The organism is Streptomyces sp. NPDC002623, assembly GCF_053592635.1.
In genome coordinates, this window is record NZ_JBSFWB010000007.1 from 319,105 (window position 1) to 338,532 (window position 19,428).

The 19,428-nt window shown below is 71.4% G+C and carries 15 protein-coding genes and 1 pseudogene; 8 read left to right on the plus strand and 8 right to left on the minus strand.

Annotated features, from left to right (window positions below; translation table 11 throughout):
* Positions 1 to 50: 50 nt before the first annotated feature.
* Positions 51 to 839 (minus strand): SDR family oxidoreductase, encoded by a 789-nt coding sequence (locus ACWD4O_RS15755; RefSeq protein ID WP_451280237.1) that lies wholly within the window; start codon positions 837 to 839, stop codon positions 51 to 53.
* 91 nt (positions 840 to 930) lie between these two features.
* Here ACWD4O_RS15755 and ACWD4O_RS15760 point away from each other — a divergent pair, with 91 nt between their 5' ends.
* Positions 931 to 1,770: a hypothetical protein gene (locus ACWD4O_RS15760; RefSeq protein ID WP_451280238.1), complete on the plus strand. Its 840-nt coding sequence runs from the start codon at positions 931 to 933 to the stop codon at positions 1,768 to 1,770.
* A 106-nt stretch (positions 1,771 to 1,876) separates the two neighbouring features.
* Here the strand turns inward: ACWD4O_RS15760 and ACWD4O_RS15765 are convergent, their stop codons facing one another.
* Complete coding sequence (locus ACWD4O_RS15765) at positions 1,877 to 2,005, minus strand: hypothetical protein (protein WP_451280239.1); 129 nt, start codon at positions 2,003 to 2,005, stop codon at positions 1,877 to 1,879.
* A 213-nt stretch (positions 2,006 to 2,218) separates the two neighbouring features.
* On the opposite strand from ACWD4O_RS15765, the gene ACWD4O_RS15770 reads away from it, so the two are divergent.
* Positions 2,219 to 3,853, plus strand: a complete 1,635-nt coding sequence (locus ACWD4O_RS15770; RefSeq protein WP_451280240.1) for an SCO2525 family SAM-dependent methyltransferase — start codon at positions 2,219 to 2,221, stop codon at positions 3,851 to 3,853.
* 22 nt (positions 3,854 to 3,875) lie between these two features.
* Here the strand turns inward: ACWD4O_RS15770 and ACWD4O_RS15775 are convergent, their stop codons facing one another.
* The gene (locus ACWD4O_RS15775; RefSeq protein WP_451280241.1) at positions 3,876 to 5,801 is read right to left on the minus strand and encodes an MFS transporter; all 1,926 of its coding nucleotides are present in this window, start codon (positions 5,799 to 5,801) and stop codon (positions 3,876 to 3,878) included.
* Between the two features lie 170 nt (positions 5,802 to 5,971).
* Positions 5,972 to 8,422, minus strand: coding sequence for a D-alanyl-D-alanine carboxypeptidase (locus tag ACWD4O_RS15780; RefSeq protein ID WP_451280242.1), 2,451 nt, complete (start codon positions 8,420 to 8,422; stop codon positions 5,972 to 5,974).
* 239 nt (positions 8,423 to 8,661) lie between these two features.
* On the opposite strand from ACWD4O_RS15780, the gene ACWD4O_RS15785 reads away from it, so the two are divergent.
* The 3 genes from ACWD4O_RS15785 (at position 8,662) to ACWD4O_RS15795 (ending at position 11,023) form a co-directional block, all read left to right on the plus strand.
* Positions 8,662 to 9,423 carry a GOLPH3/VPS74 family protein gene (locus ACWD4O_RS15785; RefSeq protein WP_363172182.1) on the plus strand — a complete coding sequence of 254 codons (762 nt, stop codon included), beginning with the start codon at positions 8,662 to 8,664 and terminating at the stop codon, positions 9,421 to 9,423.
* Between the two features lie 374 nt (positions 9,424 to 9,797).
* Complete coding sequence (locus ACWD4O_RS15790) at positions 9,798 to 10,655, plus strand: helix-turn-helix domain-containing protein (protein WP_351904905.1); 858 nt, start codon at positions 9,798 to 9,800, stop codon at positions 10,653 to 10,655.
* 179 nt (positions 10,656 to 10,834) lie between these two features.
* Positions 10,835 to 11,023 carry a DUF397 domain-containing protein gene (locus ACWD4O_RS15795; RefSeq protein ID WP_351904908.1) on the plus strand — a complete coding sequence of 63 codons (189 nt, stop codon included), beginning with the start codon at positions 10,835 to 10,837 and terminating at the stop codon, positions 11,021 to 11,023.
* 147 nt (positions 11,024 to 11,170) lie between these two features.
* Here the strand turns inward: ACWD4O_RS15795 and ACWD4O_RS15800 are convergent.
* The 3 genes and pseudogenes from ACWD4O_RS15800 to ACWD4O_RS15810 form a co-directional block, all read right to left on the minus strand.
* Positions 11,171 to 11,606 (minus strand): annotated as a pseudogene (locus tag ACWD4O_RS15800) (MerR family transcriptional regulator); the annotation flags it as partial.
* A 64-nt stretch (positions 11,607 to 11,670) separates the two neighbouring features.
* Complete coding sequence (locus ACWD4O_RS15805; RefSeq protein ID WP_451280243.1) at positions 11,671 to 12,177, minus strand: glutathione peroxidase; 507 nt, start codon at positions 12,175 to 12,177, stop codon at positions 11,671 to 11,673.
* A gap of 10 nt (positions 12,178 to 12,187) precedes the next feature.
* On the minus strand, positions 12,188 to 13,339 hold the full coding sequence (locus tag ACWD4O_RS15810) for an ArsR/SmtB family transcription factor (protein ID WP_451280322.1): 1,152 nt from the start codon (positions 13,337 to 13,339) through the stop codon (positions 12,188 to 12,190).
* A 95-nt stretch (positions 13,340 to 13,434) separates the two neighbouring features.
* On the opposite strand from ACWD4O_RS15810, the gene ACWD4O_RS15815 reads away from it, so the two are divergent.
* On the plus strand, positions 13,435 to 14,655 hold the full coding sequence (locus ACWD4O_RS15815; protein ID WP_451280244.1) for an MFS transporter: 1,221 nt from the start codon (positions 13,435 to 13,437) through the stop codon (positions 14,653 to 14,655).
* On the opposite strand, the gene ACWD4O_RS15820 is transcribed toward ACWD4O_RS15815, so the two are convergent.
* Complete coding sequence (locus tag ACWD4O_RS15820) at positions 14,600 to 15,070, minus strand: MarR family winged helix-turn-helix transcriptional regulator (protein ID WP_451280323.1); 471 nt, start codon at positions 15,068 to 15,070, stop codon at positions 14,600 to 14,602. The genes ACWD4O_RS15815 and ACWD4O_RS15820 overlap by 56 nt on opposite strands.
* Before the next feature lie 163 nt (positions 15,071 to 15,233).
* Here ACWD4O_RS15820 and ACWD4O_RS15825 point away from each other — a divergent pair, with 163 nt between their 5' ends.
* On the plus strand, positions 15,234 to 16,064 hold the full coding sequence (locus ACWD4O_RS15825) for a hypothetical protein (RefSeq protein WP_451280245.1): 831 nt from the start codon (positions 15,234 to 15,236) through the stop codon (positions 16,062 to 16,064).
* On the plus strand, positions 16,057 to 19,428 hold the full coding sequence (locus tag ACWD4O_RS15830; RefSeq protein ID WP_451280246.1) for a hypothetical protein: 3,372 nt from the start codon (positions 16,057 to 16,059) through the stop codon (positions 19,426 to 19,428). The genes ACWD4O_RS15825 and ACWD4O_RS15830 overlap by 8 nt, the downstream gene beginning before the upstream one ends.

Below are 19,428 nucleotides of genomic sequence, written 5' to 3' on the forward strand. Positions count from 1 at the left end.
AAGGGAGGTAAAGGAATTCGATATGGTGGTTCGTGTTCAGATACGTGAACTCATCGCATCAGCTCCCCCGCGTTGACCAGCAACGACTGTCCGGTGATCGCCCGAGCTCGGTCCGACGCCAGGAACACCGCCGCGTCCGCCACATCCCCGTCCGTGGCAAGCTCGGGCAGCGCCATCCGCCCGGTGAGCCGCCCCAGCACCTCCTCCTCCGGCACGCCCTCCGTGTGCGCGGTGAACTGGACGAACGCCTGCACCGGCGGCCCCCACATCCACCCCGGCAGCACCGTGTTGACCCGGATCTGGTCCGGCCCCAGCTCCCGCGCCAGCGAGTACATCGCGCTGGTCAGCGCCCCCTTCGACGCCGCGTACGCCGCCTGCCGCACCTGCGAGGGCGCGGCCACCGCCGACTGCGTCCCGATGAACACGACCGACCCGCCCCCGCGGGCCCGCAGCCCCGCCAGACAGGCCCGGGTCATCCGCAGACTCCCCAGCAGGTTCACGTCGATCACCGACTGCCAGGTCGCGAAGTCGGCGTCCGCGAGCCCGCCGAAGTAGGAGTCCCAGGCGGCGACCTGGACCACCGCGTCGATCCCCCCGAACCGCTCCAGCGCCAGCGCGGCCAGCGCCTCGCACTGCCCCTCGTCGGTGATGTCGGTGGCCCGGTACGCCGTACTCGCCCCCGACGGGTCGATCTCGGCCGCGCTCTTGGCGAGATGCGCCTCGGTGCGCGCCCCCAGCACGGCGTTCCCGCCGTCCCGCACGACCGCGGCCGCGATCCGGTGACCGAGCCCGGCTCCGACCCCCGACACGACGACCGTCTTGCCCGCGAGCAGTGACATCGATGACCTCCCGGCTCTGGCGTCTTATCTGACGGGGCGTCAGAGTAGGGGCCGGTGCAGAAGGACGGAAGAGGACGGAAGGGGACGACCCATGAGTGACGAGACCCGCAGCGAGACATACGCCGAACTGGCCGCCGTAGGCCCCTACGGGGTCAGCCCCGGACACGCCCTGATCACCATGGTCGAACCGCATCCCGGCCACGAGTACGCCTACAACCGCTGGTACGAGGACGACCACTACTACGCCGGCGCGATGGCCATGCCCTGGATGTTCGCCGGCCGGCGATGGGTGGCGACCCGCGATCTCCAGCTGCTGCGGCAGCCGGAGAAGTCGGCGATCGCCCAGCCCGTCACCGCGGGCTGCTACCTCTCCACCTACTGGATCACCGACGGCCGCTACGACGACCACATGCGATGGACGGTCGGCATCAACAAACGCCTCAACCGGGACGCGCGGGTCTACCAGGACCGCACCCACGTCTTCACGGCCTTCCAGGACCACGAGGCGACCGTCTACCGGGACGGCGCGGCGGGACCGCGGGACTTCCACGCCCTGGACCACCCGTACGCCGGCCTGGTGCTCCAGGTGATCGACGCCGAGAGCCCCGAGCAGCGCGCCGAACTCCTCGAATGGCTGCGCGCCCGCCACCTCCCCAAGCGGCTGGCCGGCTCCCCGACGGCCATGGTCACCGTCTTCCGCCCCACCCCCCTGCCCGGCGACCGCATGACCTACGTCAAGCAGGTCGAGGGCGTCGACACCCGCCTGACCCTCCTGTGGTTCCTGGAGACCGACCCCAGGGACTGCTGGGACCAGCACTTCGGGGACCTTGCGGAGGCGGTGGGCGAATCCGGACTGGGCCGGGATGAACTGGTCGCACCGTTCATCCCGACGGTCCCGGGCACGGACCGGTACGTGGCCGCGTTGCGGTGAGTCGTCAGCGCCGTCGCCCGGAGTCGGGGGCCGGGGGCCGGGGACGGAGCGTGGCGGTGCAGGCGTGGGGCCGGGCCGCTCCCGGCCCCACGCCCGCCGCGGCGGGTTACCGGCTCTGCACCCACCACACGATGGCGGCCCCGAGCGCGGAACCCGCTGCCCAGGCTGCGCCGCGTACCAGGCTGAACAGCGCGGCGCGGCCGAGCGCGCGGCTGAAGAACTTGGTCCTGTCCACGAGTGCCTCCCCTTGATCGCCGTCGGCCGGAGTGGCCGGGCAGAAAGATCGTGCCGGTGCGGGCAGGCGATGTCCGATAAGGCGGGCACTGCGGGCAAAGTCCCTCTACGCTCCTTGTCAGGGGCGTGCCCGCCGTGCCCGGGGCGGGCGGCTTGGCACGACGGGCACGACGAAGCGGGGGCACGGATGGGGAAGCCGCCCAAGGCTCGCGAGTTGTACGACGCGCTGCGGGCCCTGGAAGCGAAAGCCAAAGCCGCGCACGAGAGACAGAAGGGCCAGAAGTATTCGCGTCGTGAGGCCGCGCGGAAGGCCGAGGGCCCCGAATCGACCCTGGACAGGCGCCTCGCGGAGTGGCTGCCCGAGGAGTGGGGCGACGCGAGGACACCGGATCCCAGCAGCGGCGAGCAGCTGATGGCCGTGGTCACGCTGTGGAGTTCGTGGGCGGGCGTGCCATGCGACGACAGCAGATGGCGGACCCTGCTGGACGAGGCACAGCCTCCCCGTCCTCCGGCGCGGCGCCGGGACCCGGCTCACGTCGGCGCCGCCGACGGGCTTCCCGCACCTCTTGCATCCGACCAAGTCGACTACCCCCACCTTCAGGAACAGGTCGAAGATCTCCGAGCCCGCGTCGCGGCCCTCCACGGCCACGTCCACGGAGTCGAGGACACCAAGCCCCGTCTCCTGCGACGCGTCGACCGGCTTCTCGAACTCGTCCAGACAGAAGAGCGGCGTGCCGACCAGGAACGCGGCAGGCGGGTGAAGGAGCGCAAGCGGCGCAAGCAGGCGGAAAGGCGTGTCGAGGAAGCCGAGCGCCAGACTGAGGAGGCCGCCGCCGAGGTGACCGAGGCCCGGAGACAACTGTTCGCGGCGGCGGAGTACGCCAGGAATTCCGACGCCCTCCTCGAAACCCAGCGGGAGCAACTGCGGCAGCTGCGGCAGGAGATCAAGGTGCTGCGCGGCCAGGTGCGGGAGCTCACCGAGGAGCACCGCGGCCAGGGCCCGAAGAACTCCGCAGAACGGGCGGTGCCGGTCGGCGCCGCGACGGTGCGATCCCGGCTCTCCGCCGTGCAGGCGCAGACTGGGGGAAGCGGCCGCAGGGCGGACGAAACACTGAATGACGACGCACCCTGGGATGCATTCGATCCGCATGAGTACAGCGTGCGCAACTACGCCCTGATGAGCCGGGAGGACGCAGAGATCGTTTCCCGGGTGCGCGATCACTTCAGTGACCATTTCCAGGGTAACGGCCGGGCGCATTCCGGCATCGACGTCGGCGCCGGGGGCAATCTGTATCCCGCCCTCGCCATGCTGCCCTGGGCCGAGAACATCACGCTCCTGGAGCGCTCCCCTCGGAACCTGGACTACCTGAGAGGTCAGCGCGACGCCTACCACCCGCACTGGGATCAGTTCTGGGGCGTCCTGTGCGAGGAGCCGGCCTACGCCCTACTCGACGTCCCGCCCCGGGAGCGCTTCAGGCAGGCCGTGCACCTCCAGCAGGGCAGTCTCTTCGACCTCGGCGATCACCCCGGCCGCTGGGATGTGGGCACGATGTTCTTCGTCGCCGAATCCATCACCGCATCGCGCCATGAATTCCTGCACGGGGCGGGCTGTTTCATGCGCTCTCTTGCACCAGGGGCTCCCTTCGCCGCCGCGTTCATGGAGCACTCCCACGGATATCACGTGGGCGATGTCGAGTTCCCGGCCTGCGCTGTTGACTATTCCGATGTCGAGGAGGCGCTCGACGCATATGCCCAGGAGATGAAGACGTACCGTATCGAGGATCCAGGGAGCCTTGTACGGGACGGGTACAGCGGCTTGATTCTGGTCTGCGGCCGTCGGCACGGGTGAGCCGCTTCGGAGCGGCCACTGATCACGGCTGCTTCAGCTCGTCCGGACACGGTGTGCCCCGCGGCAGCTGGTAGGGCGCGGCCAGCCGGTACACCCCCGCCTGCGGAGCGACCAGCATCGTCCACTTGTCGCCCTCCGCGTCCTCCTCCGTCTCGAACAGGCATCCGTTGACGTTGTCGTACGTCTTCGGCTCCCCCTCCGCCCGGTCCTTGGACGCGTCCGTCTCCTGCGGCGGCTTCAGGCTCTTGCCCTCCGCGTCGACGACGCTCAGCCACGGCGAGTACGGGATCCGGATCAGGATCCGCCCCGCCTTGCGCACGGTGATCGTCATCTCGCCCTGCTCGGCCCGCTGCACGACCGCGTTCGGCTCCGCGAGCGGGGCCGGGTCGGTGACCTTGAACAACTGCCAGTTGGCGTCGCCCCAGATCTGCTCCAGATACGGCAGCCCGCGCTGCACCAGCTCCCGCTCCCGCTCGCCCCCGTCCCCGTCCAGCGCCTCCTTCGGGACGACGACGAAGTGCACGGCCCACCGCTGGAGCCAGTCGTGGTAGTTCGCGGAGTTGAGGGTGTCGTCGTAGAAGAGCGGGTTGCGCTCCATGTCGGCCTGACGGTTCCAGCCGCGGGCGAGGTTGACGTACGGCGCGAGCGCGGACGCCTCCCGGTGCGAGCGGGCCGGCACGACCTCCACCCGCCCCTTCTCCGCGCCGACCTCCTGCAACTCGTTGATCAGCGGCGCCAGCTCACGCGCCCAGGAGGCTGCCGGAGTCGTCCGCACGACGTCGTCGACCGACTTGAAGCCGATCCAGCCCACGAACCCGACGAACGCCACGACGATCACGTACCACTTGCGGCTGCGCGGCACGGCGAACGGCAGCGCCGCCATCAGCACCACGCCCGTGAACAGCATCGCGAGCCGGGTGATGTTGGACCCGATCTGCGAGCTGATCAGCCACACCAGCAGCACCCCGAGCCCGTACACGGCCGCGGTGATCCGCACGGTCTTCCAGTCGCGCGGGGCGACGTAGTAGACGACCGCCGCCGACATCAGCGGCAGCGACGCCGAGCCGAAGGCCATCGGCTGGGTGCCGGAGAACGGGAACAGCCAGGCGGAGACGGCGACGACGGCCGTCGGGGCCAGCCCCAGCGCCCATGCGCCCGGCCGCCGCTTCTGCAGGAACAGCGCGACGGCGACTATGCCCACGAAGAGCCCGGCCACCGGCGAGCCCATCGTGGCGAGCGCGGCGAGCGGCGCCGCACAGGCGGCCTTCCAGTACCGGTGATACCGCCAGCTGTGCGGCCAGCAGAAGACGACGGCGACCGCGCCCAGCGCGAACAGATTGCCGAGCCCGAACGTGACGCGTCCGGACGCGGCGTTGCACAGCAGCGCGAAGACCCCGGCCAGCGCCGGCCACACGGGGTTCTTCACCGGTCGGCAGCGCAGCAGGACGAGGGTGAGCAGCCCCGCCGAGAGCGTCCCCGCGATCATCATCGTCGTCCGGACGCCGAGCACGGACATCAGATACGGCGACACCATGCTGTACGACACCGGGTGCATGCCGCCGTACCAGGCGAGGTTGTACGCGGAGTCGGGATGCCGGCCGACGAACTCGGCCCACGCGTCCTGCGCGGCCAGGTCGCCGCCGCTGTTCGCGAAAGTGAAGAACCAGACGAGGTGCAGAACGCCGGACAGCGCCGTCATGGACAGGACGAGGTGCCGGCGGAGCCGGGCCCCGAGCCGGTCGAGAGCGGAGCGCAGCCGGGACGGCTCACGCGGAGCCTCCGTGTGCTCCGGGACGTGGCCCTGCTCGATGTCTACCACCGGGTCGACCACCGGGTCACGGCTGTCGCGGTCGTGGTCGCCGGACTGGGGTGCGGGCACCCTCGCCCGCGGGCCGGCGTCCGGGCCCGGACCGGTGTCGTCGGCGCGTGTCGGCTCCGCAGTGGCCACCTGAAGGCACTCCCCGTGTCCCGTCTTCTGCTCTCGGTCGCGTCCCGTTCGCGTCCGCTTCACGGCTGCGCCCTTGCGACCGGCGACCTGTCCCGTTTCGCGACGCTAGCACGCACCCCGCCGGGCGGCTGCCCGACGGGGTGACGGAGGCTGTGTGCGAGGGACGAGGGTCAGCCGATGCGGGTCAGCTTGTCCGTGAAGCCCGGCTCGACCAGGTCCGTCTGCAGCGTGACCGGCACCTTGACCGCGCTGCTGGAGCCGTCCCCGACGGTGAGCGTGCCCACCTGGGCGCCGGCCTTCGCGGTGTGCGGGACCTCGCCGGCGGCGAAGGACAGCTTCACCGTCAGCCCGGCCCAGCCGACCGCCGGGACGTCCTTGGTGACGACGACCGGCGTGTGGTGGCCCATCTTGTCGTCCACGTACCCGACGACGTCGCCCTTCTTCACGATCTTCGCCGAGGTGAGCGCGTCCTGGGCGGCGAGCAGCGCGGTCTTGCTGACCGCGTTGACCGTGGCGAGGATCTTCTGCTTGTGCTGGCCCAGGACCGCGCCGACGATGGTCACCGTCCGCCCGTCGACCTCCTTGCGGGAGGCGAAGAGCAGGTTGCCGCCGGCCGCGGTGGTGCTGCCGGTCTTGATGCCGATCGCGCCGATCAGGTACGGCAGCTCGTTGTAGTTGTTCCAGTACTTGCCGGACGGGTCGGTCCAGCTGGCCGCACCGGAGATCGCGACCAGGGCCGGCACCTGCACGAACGCGCGGCCCAGCTTCACCTGGTCCTCGGCCGTGGAGACGGTGGTCTCCTTCAGGCCCGAGGGGTCGGTGTACGTCGTGTTCGTCATCCCCAGTTCCTTGGCGGTGGCGTTCATCTTCTTCACGAACGCCTCCTCCGAGCCCGCGTCCCAGCGCGCGAGGAGCCGCGCGATGTTGTTGGCGGAGGGGATCAGAACGGCCGACAGGGCCTGCTTCTCGGTGAGCTTGTCGCCGGCCTTGACGGTGTTGAGCGTCGACTCGTCGCCGGTGACGTCGTAGCCGCCCTCCTTCTCCGCCGTCGCGTCGATCTCGATCTCCGGGCCCTCTTCCCCGGCCTTCATCGGGTGGTCCTTGAGGATGATGTACGCGGTCATCGTCTTGGCGACCGAGCCGATGGCCACGGGCGTCTGCTTGCCGAAGCTGCCCATCGTGCCGACGCCGTCGATGTCCATCCAGCCCTGCCCCTCGTTCGGCCAGGGCAGTTGCGTCTTGCCGCCGTCGAAGGTGTACGCGTCCTTCGCGGTGAGCGTCAGCGCGGGCGCCGGCAGCGGTCGGACGGCCTGCGCGATCGCAAACACGACCAGCAGCAGGATGACCAGCGGGGTCCAGATCTTGATCCGCCGGCCGAGCGTGCGCATCGGGGTCGGCGGGGGCGGCGGGGTGTTCGTCAGCTCGGCCAGCAGGTCCAGCGGCGGCTTCGGCGGCAGCGGCTGCTGGGTGGTCCGCTCGGGGCCGACCTGCGGGACGAGCGCGGTGACGTCCTGCTTGGGCAGCCGGGGCTCGTCGAGCGGCTTGAGCGCGACGAACCGGCTGGTCCGCTCGGCGGGGGGCGCCTCGGCCCCGGTCTTGGCCTCGGCCTTGGGCGCAGCCTCGGCCTTGGCTTCGGTCTCGGCTTCGGCCTCGTCCTTGCCCGGCTTGGGCTTGGGCCTGGCGACGTCGCCCAGCTTCAGCATGGTGGTCGGCTGGTCGACGGCGGGCTTGGGACGGGGAGCCTTGAAGACGGCGGTGGGCTGGTCGACGGGGGAGTCGTCCGCGGCCTCGGGCTCGTCGGGCTCGTCGGCCTTGTCCGCCTTGCCGTTCTTGTCCGTCTCGTCGACGCCGGAGGCCCACTTCGGCGCGGGCTTGGAGACCGGCTCGGCCTCGGCCTCGGCCTCGGGTGCCGAGTCCTCGGGCTCGTCGGACTCGTCGGCTTCCTCGGTGAGGCTCTCGGAACGTTCCTCCACGTCGGTGCCGGCGTCGGCGTCGGCACCGACATCGGTGTCGGCATCGCCGTCCGTCTCGCCGTCCGTCTCGCCGTCCGTGTCCTCGTCCGTGGCCTCGTCCGCCGAGACCACCCACTGGGCCACAGCCGCCCGCAGGCGCTCGTCACCGCCCCCGGAGCCGCCCGTGGGGCCCTCGGAGGCGCTCACGGCCTCCTCGACGCCCTCAGGGCCGTCCTGGGGGTCCTCCTCGGCCTCGGTCTCCGCAGCGGCCTCTGTGGGCTCCTCGGCGTCCTCGGGCTCCCCGTCGCCCTCGGGCTCGCTCTCGCCCTCGTCCGCGGCTTCCGCCTCGGTCTCGGTCTCGGCGGCGCTCCCGGCGCTCTCGGCGGTCTCGCCGTCCTCGGCCTCGGACTCCGCGGCCGCCCTCGTGGGCTCCTCCGGGTCCTCGGTCTTCAGGTCCCGTACCGAGAACACGCGCGTCGCCGTGTCCACGCCGCCGCGCGACGCGGACGGCTCGGCCTCCCGCGCCACCGCGACCCGCGGGTCGCGGACCTCGCGGACGCCGCCGGAGTCACGGGACTCGCGTGCTTCGGGAACCGTGCCCGCGCTCCCCGACGTCGGTTCTGCCGACGACTCGCGCTGCTTCGACCTGTCGGGGGACTCGCCCGCCACCGATGCCTCCTCCTTGTGCCGCACGCCCACCGCGCGCGCCTGCCGAACCGTGAACCCGCCCCGCCCCGGACCGTCTTGCAGGTGTCCGAACCATGTACCAGTGTCCTGTGTAGTGGGCTTGGCTCCTGCGGTAGACGAGAACGACATACCTACTGGTTCCACTACAAACAGGTCACGCACCCTCGACAGACCAATGTGAGAGGGGTCACCCTGTCATTCATCCACGCGGGGAGGCATGGATGGGCAGGAGCCGCAGAACACTTCCGGAAGAGCTTTTGCTGCTGGCGTTGGACCCGACCACGGGTACCACCGCACAGCCGCAGTCGCTCGACCTCGGTCTGGCCGGAGCGCAGCTAGTGGAGCTCGCGCTGGCCGGACGGATAGCCCCTGACGGGGATCGTATCGCCGTGGTGGCACCACGGCCGACTGGAGATCCGACACTGGACTGTGCGTTGGAGTTGCTGCGAAGGCGTGGCGCTCCGGTACGTGCCGTCCACTGGATCGGCGGGCCGCGCCTTGGGCTGCGCCAGACCTACCTCTCGCATCTGGAGCGGTGCGGCATGGTGCATGCCGTGGCGGGCCAGATGTGCGGAGTCTTGCCGACGACTCGCTATCAAGCGACGGACAACGAGATCAGCCGGGAGATCAAGGCCCGACTGGACTCCGCGATCCGCACCGGCGTACCGCCGGACCCGCGGACTGCCGCGCTCGCCGCACTGGCGCACGCGGTCGGCCTCGGCAAGCACCTGTATCCGGGGAACGAGGGACGCTCGTCCCGCTCCCGGCTGCGGGACCTGATCAGGCACGACCCGATGGGCGGCCTCGTGGCGCACGCCGTGATGGACGTCCAGAACGGTGCGGCTGCACAGCCGCGCCGCAACCAGGCAGCACCCCCCGGCCGTCAGGCCGGACCGGGGGCGGCCAGGCCCGCTCCGGAGCCAGCCCGTGGCGTTCCGGCGCAGCCGCGCCGCGGTCCCATGGCGCGTGTCGTGGCCCACTGAGCCGCAGTCCCACGACACCGCGCACACAGGACCGCAGACAAGCAACAACGTAATAAGGGCGACAACGCAGTAGCGCAAACAGGCGACAACGCAACAACGCAACAAACTAGGACCCGTTCGGGAGCCGCCGCGGCCCGCGCGGGGTGATGGGACGTCACTGACCCATCGCCCCGCGCGGACGCATGTCGGGAGTCCGGACAGACCTTGGGGCCCTGGAGCCTGGCCGGAAGCCTGTCGGGGGACTGACCCGAACTGGCGTGTACCGGCCGCATATCCACCGTTTTCCAGCGGTAGAAAGCACCTTGGTGGCAGTCTGCTCAACAGCAGATACGCAAAGTGTTAGTTACAGGCACGCAGCCGGAGGTGCACGTCCCGTGGCGTCCAATGTCAATCCCACTGTCAGGCGACGCCGGCTGGGCCAGGAGCTGCGTCGGCTCCGTGAGCTCAAGGGCATGACGGCCGAAGAGGTCGCCGAGCGCCTGCTGGTGTCCCAGTCGAAGATCAGCCGGCTGGAGAACGGCCGGCGCAGCATCAGTCAGCGTGACGTCCGTGACCTGTGCGGGGTGTACGAGGTCGAGGACCAGCGGATGGTCGACTCGCTGATGGAGATGGCCAAGGACTCCCGCCAGCAGGGCTGGTGGCATGCCTTCGGCGATGTCCCCTACAGCGTCTACATCGGCCTGGAGACGGACGCGGCGAGCCTGCGCGTGTACGACCCGCAGGTGGTGCCCGGGCTGCTGCAGACCCGTCAGTACGCGGAGGCGCTGATCTCGGGCGCGCTGCCGGAGACCGCGCACACGGAGATCGAGAAGCGTGTGCAGGTGCGCATGCGTCGGCAGGAACGTGTCTCCTCCGGTGAGAACCCGCTCAGGTTGTGGAGCGTCATGGACGAATCCGCGCTCCGGAGAGTCGTCGGCAGTCGTGAGCTGATGCGGGAGCAGCTGGAACACCTCGTCGAGCAGTCCCAGTTGCCGCATGTCACCGTGCAGGTGATCCCGTTCGACATGGGCGCGCATCCGGGTCTGAACGGCCAGTACGCGATCCTGGAGTTCCCGGACACGGCCGACTCCAGCGTCGTCTACATCGAGGGCGTCACCAGTGACCTCTACCTGGAGAAGCCGAACGATGTGCAGAAGTACAGCGTGATGTACGAGCATCTGCGCGCGCAGGCTCTGAACGTGGACCAGTCGCGTCAGTTCATCGCCGACATCGCCAAGAAGTACGTGCCGTGAGCGGGAAGTGCCGCATGATAAACCCTCACCCCGTCAGGATGGAAGTTTCCATTGGAATATGTCATCCGGTCGAGTGAATAGTCGCTTCGTCAGTCGATGTTGGCGAGTAGCGTCGATCACGCCATCGAGCAACAAGGTTGGCGCGAACCGCAACTCAACAACTGCACTCCGGAGCAAAAATGGCAATTCGTCAGGGCAGCGCGCACACGTGGACCAAGTCCTCGTACTCCACGGGCAACGGTGCGTGCGTCGAGGTCAAGTCGCCGGTACAGGCGCTGGTCGTCCGGGACTCCAAGGTTCTGGACGGTCCGACGCTCGTCTTCCCCGCCGACGCGTGGAGCGACTTCGTGGCATCGGTCAAGTCATAGGGGCCGGTTACCGCGACAACTGCATAAGAACCAACCACGGGCCCTCTCGTCCAGATCGCCGTCCTAGCCGAGAGGGCCCGGTGCTTTCACCGGCTACGCATGCTTCACGGAGATCGCAGGGGTCACCGGGGTGACCCGGGCGACCAGGCAGGGCCCGTCGTACTCCCAGCCCTCCCGCTTCATCCATGCCTCCACCGCCTCGAAGGCGGCGATGATCTGCGGATGCGCGACCTGCGCCTTGGCGATCCGGGTGTACGCCAGCCGCCGGGCCGGCTCCACCCGCACCCGGATCTGCCGTCCGCGCCCCCGCTCCCCATCCCGCTCCTGGCCGGACGCCCAGGCCCGCGCCGCCGCCTCGTCGGCGACCGGCACACGACAGGGCCGACGGATCTACTGAATCTGACGGATCCGACGGGCCTGACGGATCCGACGGGCCTGACGGATCCGACGGGCCTGACGAGTCCGACGGGTCTGCAGTGGTCTCCACCACGTCCGCGATCCGCGCGAGCGGCATGTCCAGCCGGCGCAGCATGGCCACCAGCCGGGCGCGGTCGACCTGGTCGGCCCGGTAGTAGCGGTAGCCTCCGTCACCGGGCGGTCTGGTGCGCCCGGTGACGAGGAGACTGCGCCTTGCCCCAGGGGCAAGGTCAACCGGCGAGCTGCGCCTCGATCGCGGCGACGAGCTCGGCGGCCTCGGGCTCGGTCTGCGGGGAGAAGCGGGCGACGACGGAGCCGTCCCGGCCGATCAGGAACTTCTCGAAGTTCCAGCGGATGTCGCCCTCGTGGCCCTCGCCGTCCGCGAAGCCGACGAGCCGCTCGTACAGCGGGTGCCGGTCCGCGCCGTTGACCTCGATCTTCTCGGTCAGCGGGAAGGACACGCCGTAGGTGGCCGAGCAGAACTCGGCGATCTCCTCGGCGCTGCCGGGCTCCTGCCCGAGGAACTGGTTGCAGGGCACGCCGAGCACGGTGAAGCCCTGGGCGGCGTACTGCTCCTGGAGCTTCTCCAGGCCGGTGTACTGCGGGGTCAGGCCGCACTTGGAGGCCACGTTCACCACCAGCACGGCCGTGCCCGCGTACTGCGAGAGCTCCGCGGAGCCGCCCTTGAGAGCGCCGATCTGGACATCGAGGGGAGAGGAACCGGCATCAGTAGTCATGCCTCGGATGCTAGCCCCGCAAGGTGCCCTCGCCTCTTTCGGGGGCACCCTCCACTTCCGGCTCCGGCCCCGCGGCCGCCCCCGTCAGGACCTCGCCCGCAGTCGTGCGGGAGTACAGCACCGAGCGACCCGCGCGGTGGCGTCGGATCAGGCCTGCGTCACGCAGCACCTTCAGATGGCGGCCGATCGAGCCGAGGGGCTGGTGGGTCAGGGCCACCAGTTGGGTGGTGCTCAGGGGAGTGGCGAGAAGCACCAGGACGGTCGCCCGGGACCGGCCCAGCAGGGCCGCCAGTGCGGTCGGTGCGGCGTGGGCGCGATGGGATTCGGCCAGTGCTCCTGCGCAGGGATAGACGACCGCGTACCGGCCCCGCCACTCACCCTCGCCCTCTCCCTGTCCCTTCCCCTCCTCCTCCCCCTCCCCCTCTCCTTCGTCCTCCCCTTCGTCCTCTCCCTGTCCGTGTTTCTGTTCCTCCCAGGACACCCAGCCTGCTTTCGGGGTCACCGGGACGAACACCAGTTCCGCGCCGGAGATCTCGCGGGGCGGGTACTCGTGCAGATTGACCTGGAAGCGGCTCTCGCCGAGCCAGCGGGTCCCCGGCCGCAGCGAGTCCAGTACGGCGGCCCAGCCGCCCTGGCTGACCTGCGCGGTCCGCGCGACGACATCGGCCTCCAGGACGCGCCGACGCCGGTCCCAGTACGGCCGTACGCCCGTCTCCCACACGTACTCCAGCAGCCCGGCCGCCCGCTCGGGGAGGTCGTCGCGGTCCAGGGCGGCGGGGAGCGGGCCGGCCAGCGATGTCCGCAGATGGGCGCGGGCGTCCGCCGGACGGGCCGCCCGTACCCGGGCCACGCCCTCCTCGAAGCTCTCGCCGTCCCGCGGGGTGGGCGTGAGGAAGTCGGCGAGCCATCCCCCACTCTCGGCTGCGCTCGAGCGGGGGGACCCCCATCGCCCCAGCCCCGCCCGCACCAGCAGCGCCGTCACCGGCTCGGCGGCGAGCCGAGCGCGGTAGGCGGGCAGGTGGGCGTGCAGCCACTCCTGCTCGCCGGGATGCGTGCCCACGCCCGCGTGCAGCAGTTTCAGGCTCGCGAAGGTCTCGGCGAGCGGCGACAGCACGAACCGGCTGCGGGCCAGAGTGTCCGCGTTCATCTGCCACCAGCCCACGACGACGACCCCTCCCCGCACCTGCGACACTCACGATGTTTCGCGTGACCGCGAAACAATATCCGCCGCTCCCCGGCCCGCCCCAGACTCCCCGCATGACCGGCCACACCTACCGACAGCTCTTCCGCGTCCCGGAACTCACACCCCTCTTCCTCTCCTCCGCCGCCCACACGGCCGCCCAGACGGTGAGCGGACTCGCCCTCGGCACGCTCGTCTTCCGGGCCACCGACTCCCCGATGCTGTCGGCGGTGAGCATGTTCGGCCCGTCGCTCGCGCAGGTGCTGGGCGCGACCGTCCTCCTCTCGGGGGCCGACCGGCTGCCGCCGAGGTCGGCGCTGACCGGCCTCTCCCTCGCCTTCGCCGCCGCGACGGCCGTCATGGCGCTGCCCGGACTGCCGGTGTGGGGCGTCTTCGCCGTCGTACTCGTCCAGGGGCTCATCGCCTCGCTCGGCGGCGGCGTCCGCTGGGGCCTGCTGAACGAGATCCTCACCAAGGACGGCTATCTGCCGGGGCGTTCGCTCTTCAACATGATGAGCGGGCTCGTGCAGATCACCGGATACGCCGCCGGCGGGGCCCTGGTGACCGTCCTGTCCCCGCGGCCCGTCCTCCTGCTCGCCGCGCTGCTCCACGCGACCGCGGCCGTGGTCGCCCGCCTCGGACTGACCGTCCGCCCGCCGCGGGTCCTCGGCCGGCCCTCGGTCGCGGTGACCCGGCGCACGAACGCCGCCCTGTGGTCCTCCCGGCCCCGCCGCCTCACCTACCTGGGCCTGTGGCTGCCCAACGGCCTCGTCGTCGGCTGCGAGGCGCTCTTCGTGTCGTACGACCCCGAGGCGGCGGGCACGCTGTTCGCGTGCGCGGCGCTGGGCATGCTGGCCGGGGACGTGCTCGTGGGCCGCCTTCTGCCGCCGAGCCTGCGCCCCCGCCTGACCACCCCGCTCCTGCTGCTCCTCGCCGCCCCCTACACCTTCTTCGCCCTGCACCCCGCGCTGCCGCTCGCCGCGGCCTGCGCCGCACTCGCCTCCGTCGGCTTCGGCGCGAGCCTGGTCCAGCAGGAGCGGCTGATGGCCCTCACGCCCGCCGAACTCAGCGGCCAGGCCCTGGGGTTGCACTCGGCCGGGATGCTCACCATGCAAGGCGTGAGCGCGGCGCTCGCGGGCGCGGTGGCCCAACTCACCTCACCCGCCACGGCGATGACGGCCATGGCCCTGACCTCGCTCGCGGTCACCCTGGCGCTGCAACTCGCCGCCCGCACCACGGCGGTCAGCACCGTCGAAGCCCGACCGGCCGGGAACCGCCCTGGTCGTCGGGGTCGGTGAAGACCTCCGGCACCTTGTTGTCGAGGACCACGCGGGCGAGGAGCGCGGCCAGTCGGTCGCGCTCGTTCGTGTGCAGCGCCGACGGCAGCTTCTCGAGGCGGCGGCACGCCTCGTCGCAGAACCGGTGCGCGAGCCGGTCGCCGTCCTCGGTGAGTCCGACGCGCACGGCCCGTCCGTCCCGCGGATCGGGCTCGCGCCGGACCAGCCCGCGTTGGACCGTCCGGTCCACGAGCCCGGTCAGGCTGGACTTGGCGAGTCCGAGCATCTCGCCGAGCTCGCTCATGCCGTACGGCTGCGGCATCAGCACGCACAGCAGCTGCCCCTGCTGAGGAGTGATGCCGTAGGCGCGGCTCGATTCGGCGTAGACGGCGTTCACGAGGAACGTCGACCGTACCAACGCGGTCACGACGCCCATCTGTTCACCTGCGGCTCTCCCCATGGGGGAGAAGGGTATCGGGGCCGCTCGCGCGGTTTCAGGAGGCCCCTTCCCGGCAATTGGCCGACTGCGCACGAGGGCAGCGCCGTTGGCCCTTTTCTTGCCATAATCGAGGCCGGGACGAACCGGGGGTGGTGGTTTCATGGCGGACGTTGTCGTCGTACATGGCATTTTCGCCGAGAGGTCGAGTCGTGACGAGATGCACGACACCTGGCTGGCCGCACTGCGCGAGGGATTGCGGAATGTGCGGTTCCGTGAAGTCGACAGTCTCACGGTCGAATGCGTTTTCTACGGGTACCTCTACAACGACGGAAAAGCGGGACCCGCCTGGCAGTACGAGATCGGGGACATCGCGCCCGGACTCGAGGAGGAGCTGCTGATCTCCTTCGCGGAAAGCGTCGACGACCCGGCGCAGGACGAGGCGGCGGGCAAGTCCGCATACGCCCCGCGGAGTGTGCAGTGGGCCATCGACAAGCTGCAGCAACGCAAGTTTCTCGGTGGCGCGAACGCGGCGATTCTCGGGCTCGTCAAGCAGGTGGCCCGTTATCTGCGCGACCCGGATTTCAAGAAGAAGGTGCACGCCGAGTTCAGCGCCGCGATGGAGACCGGGCCGCGGCTCGTCGTCGCCCACTCGCTGGGCAGCGTCGTCGCCTACGACTGGCTGCGGTCCAACCCGCGGACCTCCGCGACGACCCTCATCACCCTCGGCTCACCGCTGGGGCTGCGGCCCGTCCTGCGTGAGCTGCACCCGTACCTCGACTCCTGCCAGGCCCCCTGGCCGGTCGGCATCGACACCTGGGTGAACGTCGCCGCGAAGGAGGACGTCGTCGCCACCGTGAAGGAGCTGGACGGACTGTTCGCCGGGAAGATCCACGACTTCCCCGCCGCCAACTCCCGCCGCACCGCCCACGACGCCGTCGTGTACCTGAAGAACGTTCATACGTCCAAGTCGGTGAAGGTGGCTCTTGGCTGAGGGTTCCGGGCAGGCGGGCCGGGCGGGGTATTTCTGCATCTCGGGCCGGCCCACGTACGGCGGGACCTTCGCGGATCTGGAGCTGTTGCCGAAGGAGGTACGGGCCGTCCGCAAGAGGCTCGGCGCGCTCGGTCTGACCGAGCTGTTCGCCGACGAGGTCAAGGAGAAGGCCAAGGCCCAGGGCAAGGACGGAGAAGGGTACGCGCTCACCCACGCGGAGCTCTGCGACGCCCTGTTCCACTGGAGCAAGCCCACTGCCGAGGCCCCGAACAAGGACTCGGACTCGGACTCAGACGAGCGCGAGCGGACGGCGACGCTCGTCATCTACGCGACCGGCCACGGCCACCAGTCGGAGAACGAGTGGGTGCTCGTCCCGCCGGAGCACGACGACCCCTTGAACCCGCGCGCCTCCGTGCCGCCCGCGGACCTGATCGCCGCCCTGAAGGAGCGGACGGACCTCGCCCAGGTCCTGCTGGTCCTGGACGCCTGCGGGGCCGGACCCGGCGGCGAGCAGACCCTGCTGGACACCCTGGAGAAGGCCCGGTACCGGCCGATCGACGGCCAGTTCGACCTGTGGGTGGTGGCCGCGGCCCGGCGGGCCGAGACGGCTCGGCAGACCGTGTTCTCCGACGCGTTCACCGCCGCGCTGCGCGACACCGCCGTCCGGTCCTTCGACCAGCCGCACCTGGATCTGACGAAGGTGATGGAATCCGTCCAGAAGGCACTGAGCCGCACCTCGCAGAAGGCGCGGATCGTCGCCGGTCACGAGGACCCGCACTGCCGGGCCCTGCCCAACCCGCTGTCCATGCCCTCCGAACCGCCGGACGGGCTCCCGGCCGGGTGGAGTCGGAGCTCCCGTGGGGTGCACAACCAGGAGGCGCCCGGGTGGTACTTCACCGGCCGTGAGGCCGCGCTGCGCACCGTCCTCGACCATCTGTCCGGCGCCGGATCCGCTCCGCCGCTGTGGCTGACCGGCTCCCACGGCAGCGGCAAGACCGCGGTCCTGGGCCGGATCGCCACCACCGCGACCCCGGACCTTCGTGCCAGGCTCCCGGTCGTGGCCCGGCAGGGGGTCCTGCCCGTCGGCGAACTCGCCCTGGCGCCGGTCGACGCGCGCGGCCGCACCGCGGACAGGCTGGCCGCCGAGATCGCCCGCCAGCTGAAGCTCACCGCCGCCGAGAGCGTCGCCGACCTGCTGGCCGGACTCGGCGGCGGAAGCGGCGGAAGCGGTGGACGCGGTGGAGGCAGTGGAGGCAGTGGAAACGGCGGAAACAGTGGAAACGGCGGAGCCGTCCGGGGGGTCATCGTCGATCACGTCGACGAGGCGGACGGGCCCGACGCCGTACTGGCCGACCTGATCGGGCCGCTGGCCGCGCTGCCGGACGTCCGGGTGGTGCTCGGCGCCGCGCGCCCGCTGCCCGGGCACCCCGCCGGGCTCACCGTCGACCTCGACGAACCGGCGCACCGCGGCCCCGCCGCCGTGGGCGCCTACCTGCGCACCCGGCTCGCCTACGGCGCTCCGGGCACCTCCGGCGGCCCCGGCTCACCGCAAGCCGTCACCGCCCTGGAGCGGCTCTGCGGCGGTTGCTTCGCGGCGGCGGTCGCGGCGGCGGACATCCTGGTCCGGGACCGCCTCGACGCCCTCGACCGGGCGTCCGAGGCCGCCGCCGAGCGGCTCGACCACCTGCTCCGCCGGACGCTGGGCGAGTTCCTCCCCCTGCCGGTGGCGGACACGGCGGTCGACGTCCTCACCGCGCTCTGCTCCTTGCACGACGACCTCTTCCTCGACCTGCCGACCTGGGCCGCCGTCACCGCGCGCCGCGCCCGGACCCCGGTCGACGCAGCGGAGCTGGCGGCCTGCCTCGCCGCCTGCCGGACCTTCCTGGAGCGGCGGGACGCCACCGTCCGCCCGCCCGGGCGGCCCCGGCCGGTGGTGCGGGCCGTGCTGCGGCAGCTGCTCGACGAGATCGGCCCCGACTCCGTCGGCTTCGCCGGCTGGGAGCGCGTCGCACCCCACCTGCTCGACATCCTCGCTGCGGCCGCGGCCGATCCCGTCGGCGACGTCGGCCGGCTGCTGGACGACCCCGGGTTCCTGCTCGCCCTGCCGCGGCCCACCATGACCCGGACGGTCAAGTCCCTGCGCGGCCCGGACCAGGCCGCGCGGGCCGCCGTGTGGAACGCCCAGCCGCGGCAGGCCGAGCCGCACCAGCGCCGGTTCGCCCTCGCGCTCGCCGCCACCCGGTGCGGACTCGCCGACCTCGCACAGGCCGTGGGGCCGGTCGCCGCGCCGTGCGGATCGCTGGAGGTGCGCTGGGCGCGGCCGGGCGTCCGCGAACGGCACACCGCCACGCGCGTGTCCGTCGCCGGGAGTCCCGGACCCGGCTCCGTCGTCACCGCGCACGACGACGGCACGCTGGTGTGGTGGGACGGCGGCAGCGGCGAGCAGGGGCCGTCGCGGCAGGTCGCCGACCGCCGCATCGTCGGCCTGCACCTGCTGGAGACCGCTGACGGGGCCGACGCCCTCGTGGTCCTCGCCGACGGCTCGGTGCTGCGCTGCGCCCCGGACGCCGACCGGGCGCCGGACCAGGTCCTGCGGACCGGGCGGGGCGAGCTGCCCGGCCACTCCGCGGGCCACCCGGCAGGCTTCCTCGCCCTCGGCGACGGCCCGGCCGTCGAGGTCCTGGCCGTGGGCCCGTCGGGCGAGGACCTGGAGCAGGTGGGCCGCGAGCCGTTCCGGCAGCCGGTCGTCCTGACGGCCTTGGCGGGCCCGCCCGACGACCCGGTCCTGTGGGCGGCGACCCTCGACGGCGTGGTCCACCGCTGGTCCCCGGCCGCACCCGGCGCACCGCGCAGGGTCGCGCTGTGCCCGCACCCCGTGCGGCTGGCCGCCGCCGCGGACGGTGAGACGGCCGTGATCGTCGACGCGGACGGCAACTGCACGTTCGTCGGCGGCGCGGCCGCCCTCGCGGGCGCGGTCCCGGCACTGCCCCACAATCTGCGGGCCGTGGAGCTGACCGCCGACTGGTTCGTCGTCGCGGGCGGCGACGGGGCCGGGTACGGGCAGGGGCCCGGTGGCGGCGCCGGCGGGAACTGGCTGGACACGTACAGCGTCACCGACGGCAGCAGCGCCCGCTGGCCGCTGGACGGACTGCCCACGGGAATCCGCTCCCACGGCTCGGACGGCTCGGACGGCTCGGACGGCTCCCACGGCTCGGGCGGCTCGGACGGCCTGGTCGTGGTGACGTCCCGCGCGCCCGCCCTGCTGCGCGCCCGCACCGAACCGAAGCACCGCACCTCGCAGCACCGCACCTCGCAGCACGGAATGTCGCAGCACGGAATGTCGCAGTACGGCCGCAGGAGGTAA

Excerpts from the sequence above, each read along its gene's own strand:
- ACWD4O_RS15760 (WP_451280238.1), top strand. The coding sequence starts at position 931 with ATGAGTGACGAGACCCGCAGCGAGACATACGCCGAACTGGCCGCCGTA.
- ACWD4O_RS15755 (WP_451280237.1), bottom strand. The coding sequence starts at position 839 with ATGTCACTGCTCGCGGGCAAGACGGTCGTCGTGTCGGGGGTCGGAGCC.
- ACWD4O_RS15795 (WP_351904908.1), top strand. The coding sequence starts at position 10,835 with ATGGCAATTCGTCAGGGCAGCGCGCACACGTGGACCAAGTCCTCGTAC.
- ACWD4O_RS15805 (WP_451280243.1), bottom strand. The coding sequence starts at position 12,177 with ATGACTACTGATGCCGGTTCCTCTCCCCTCGATGTCCAGATCGGCGCT.
- ACWD4O_RS15815 (WP_451280244.1), top strand. The coding sequence starts at position 13,435 with ATGACCGGCCACACCTACCGACAGCTCTTCCGCGTCCCGGAACTCACA.
- ACWD4O_RS15825 (WP_451280245.1), top strand. The coding sequence starts at position 15,234 with ATGGCGGACGTTGTCGTCGTACATGGCATTTTCGCCGAGAGGTCGAGT.
- ACWD4O_RS15785 (WP_363172182.1), top strand. The coding sequence starts at position 8,662 with ATGGGCAGGAGCCGCAGAACACTTCCGGAAGAGCTTTTGCTGCTGGCG.
- ACWD4O_RS15820 (WP_451280323.1), bottom strand. The coding sequence starts at position 15,070 with ATGGGCGTCGTGACCGCGTTGGTACGGTCGACGTTCCTCGTGAACGCC.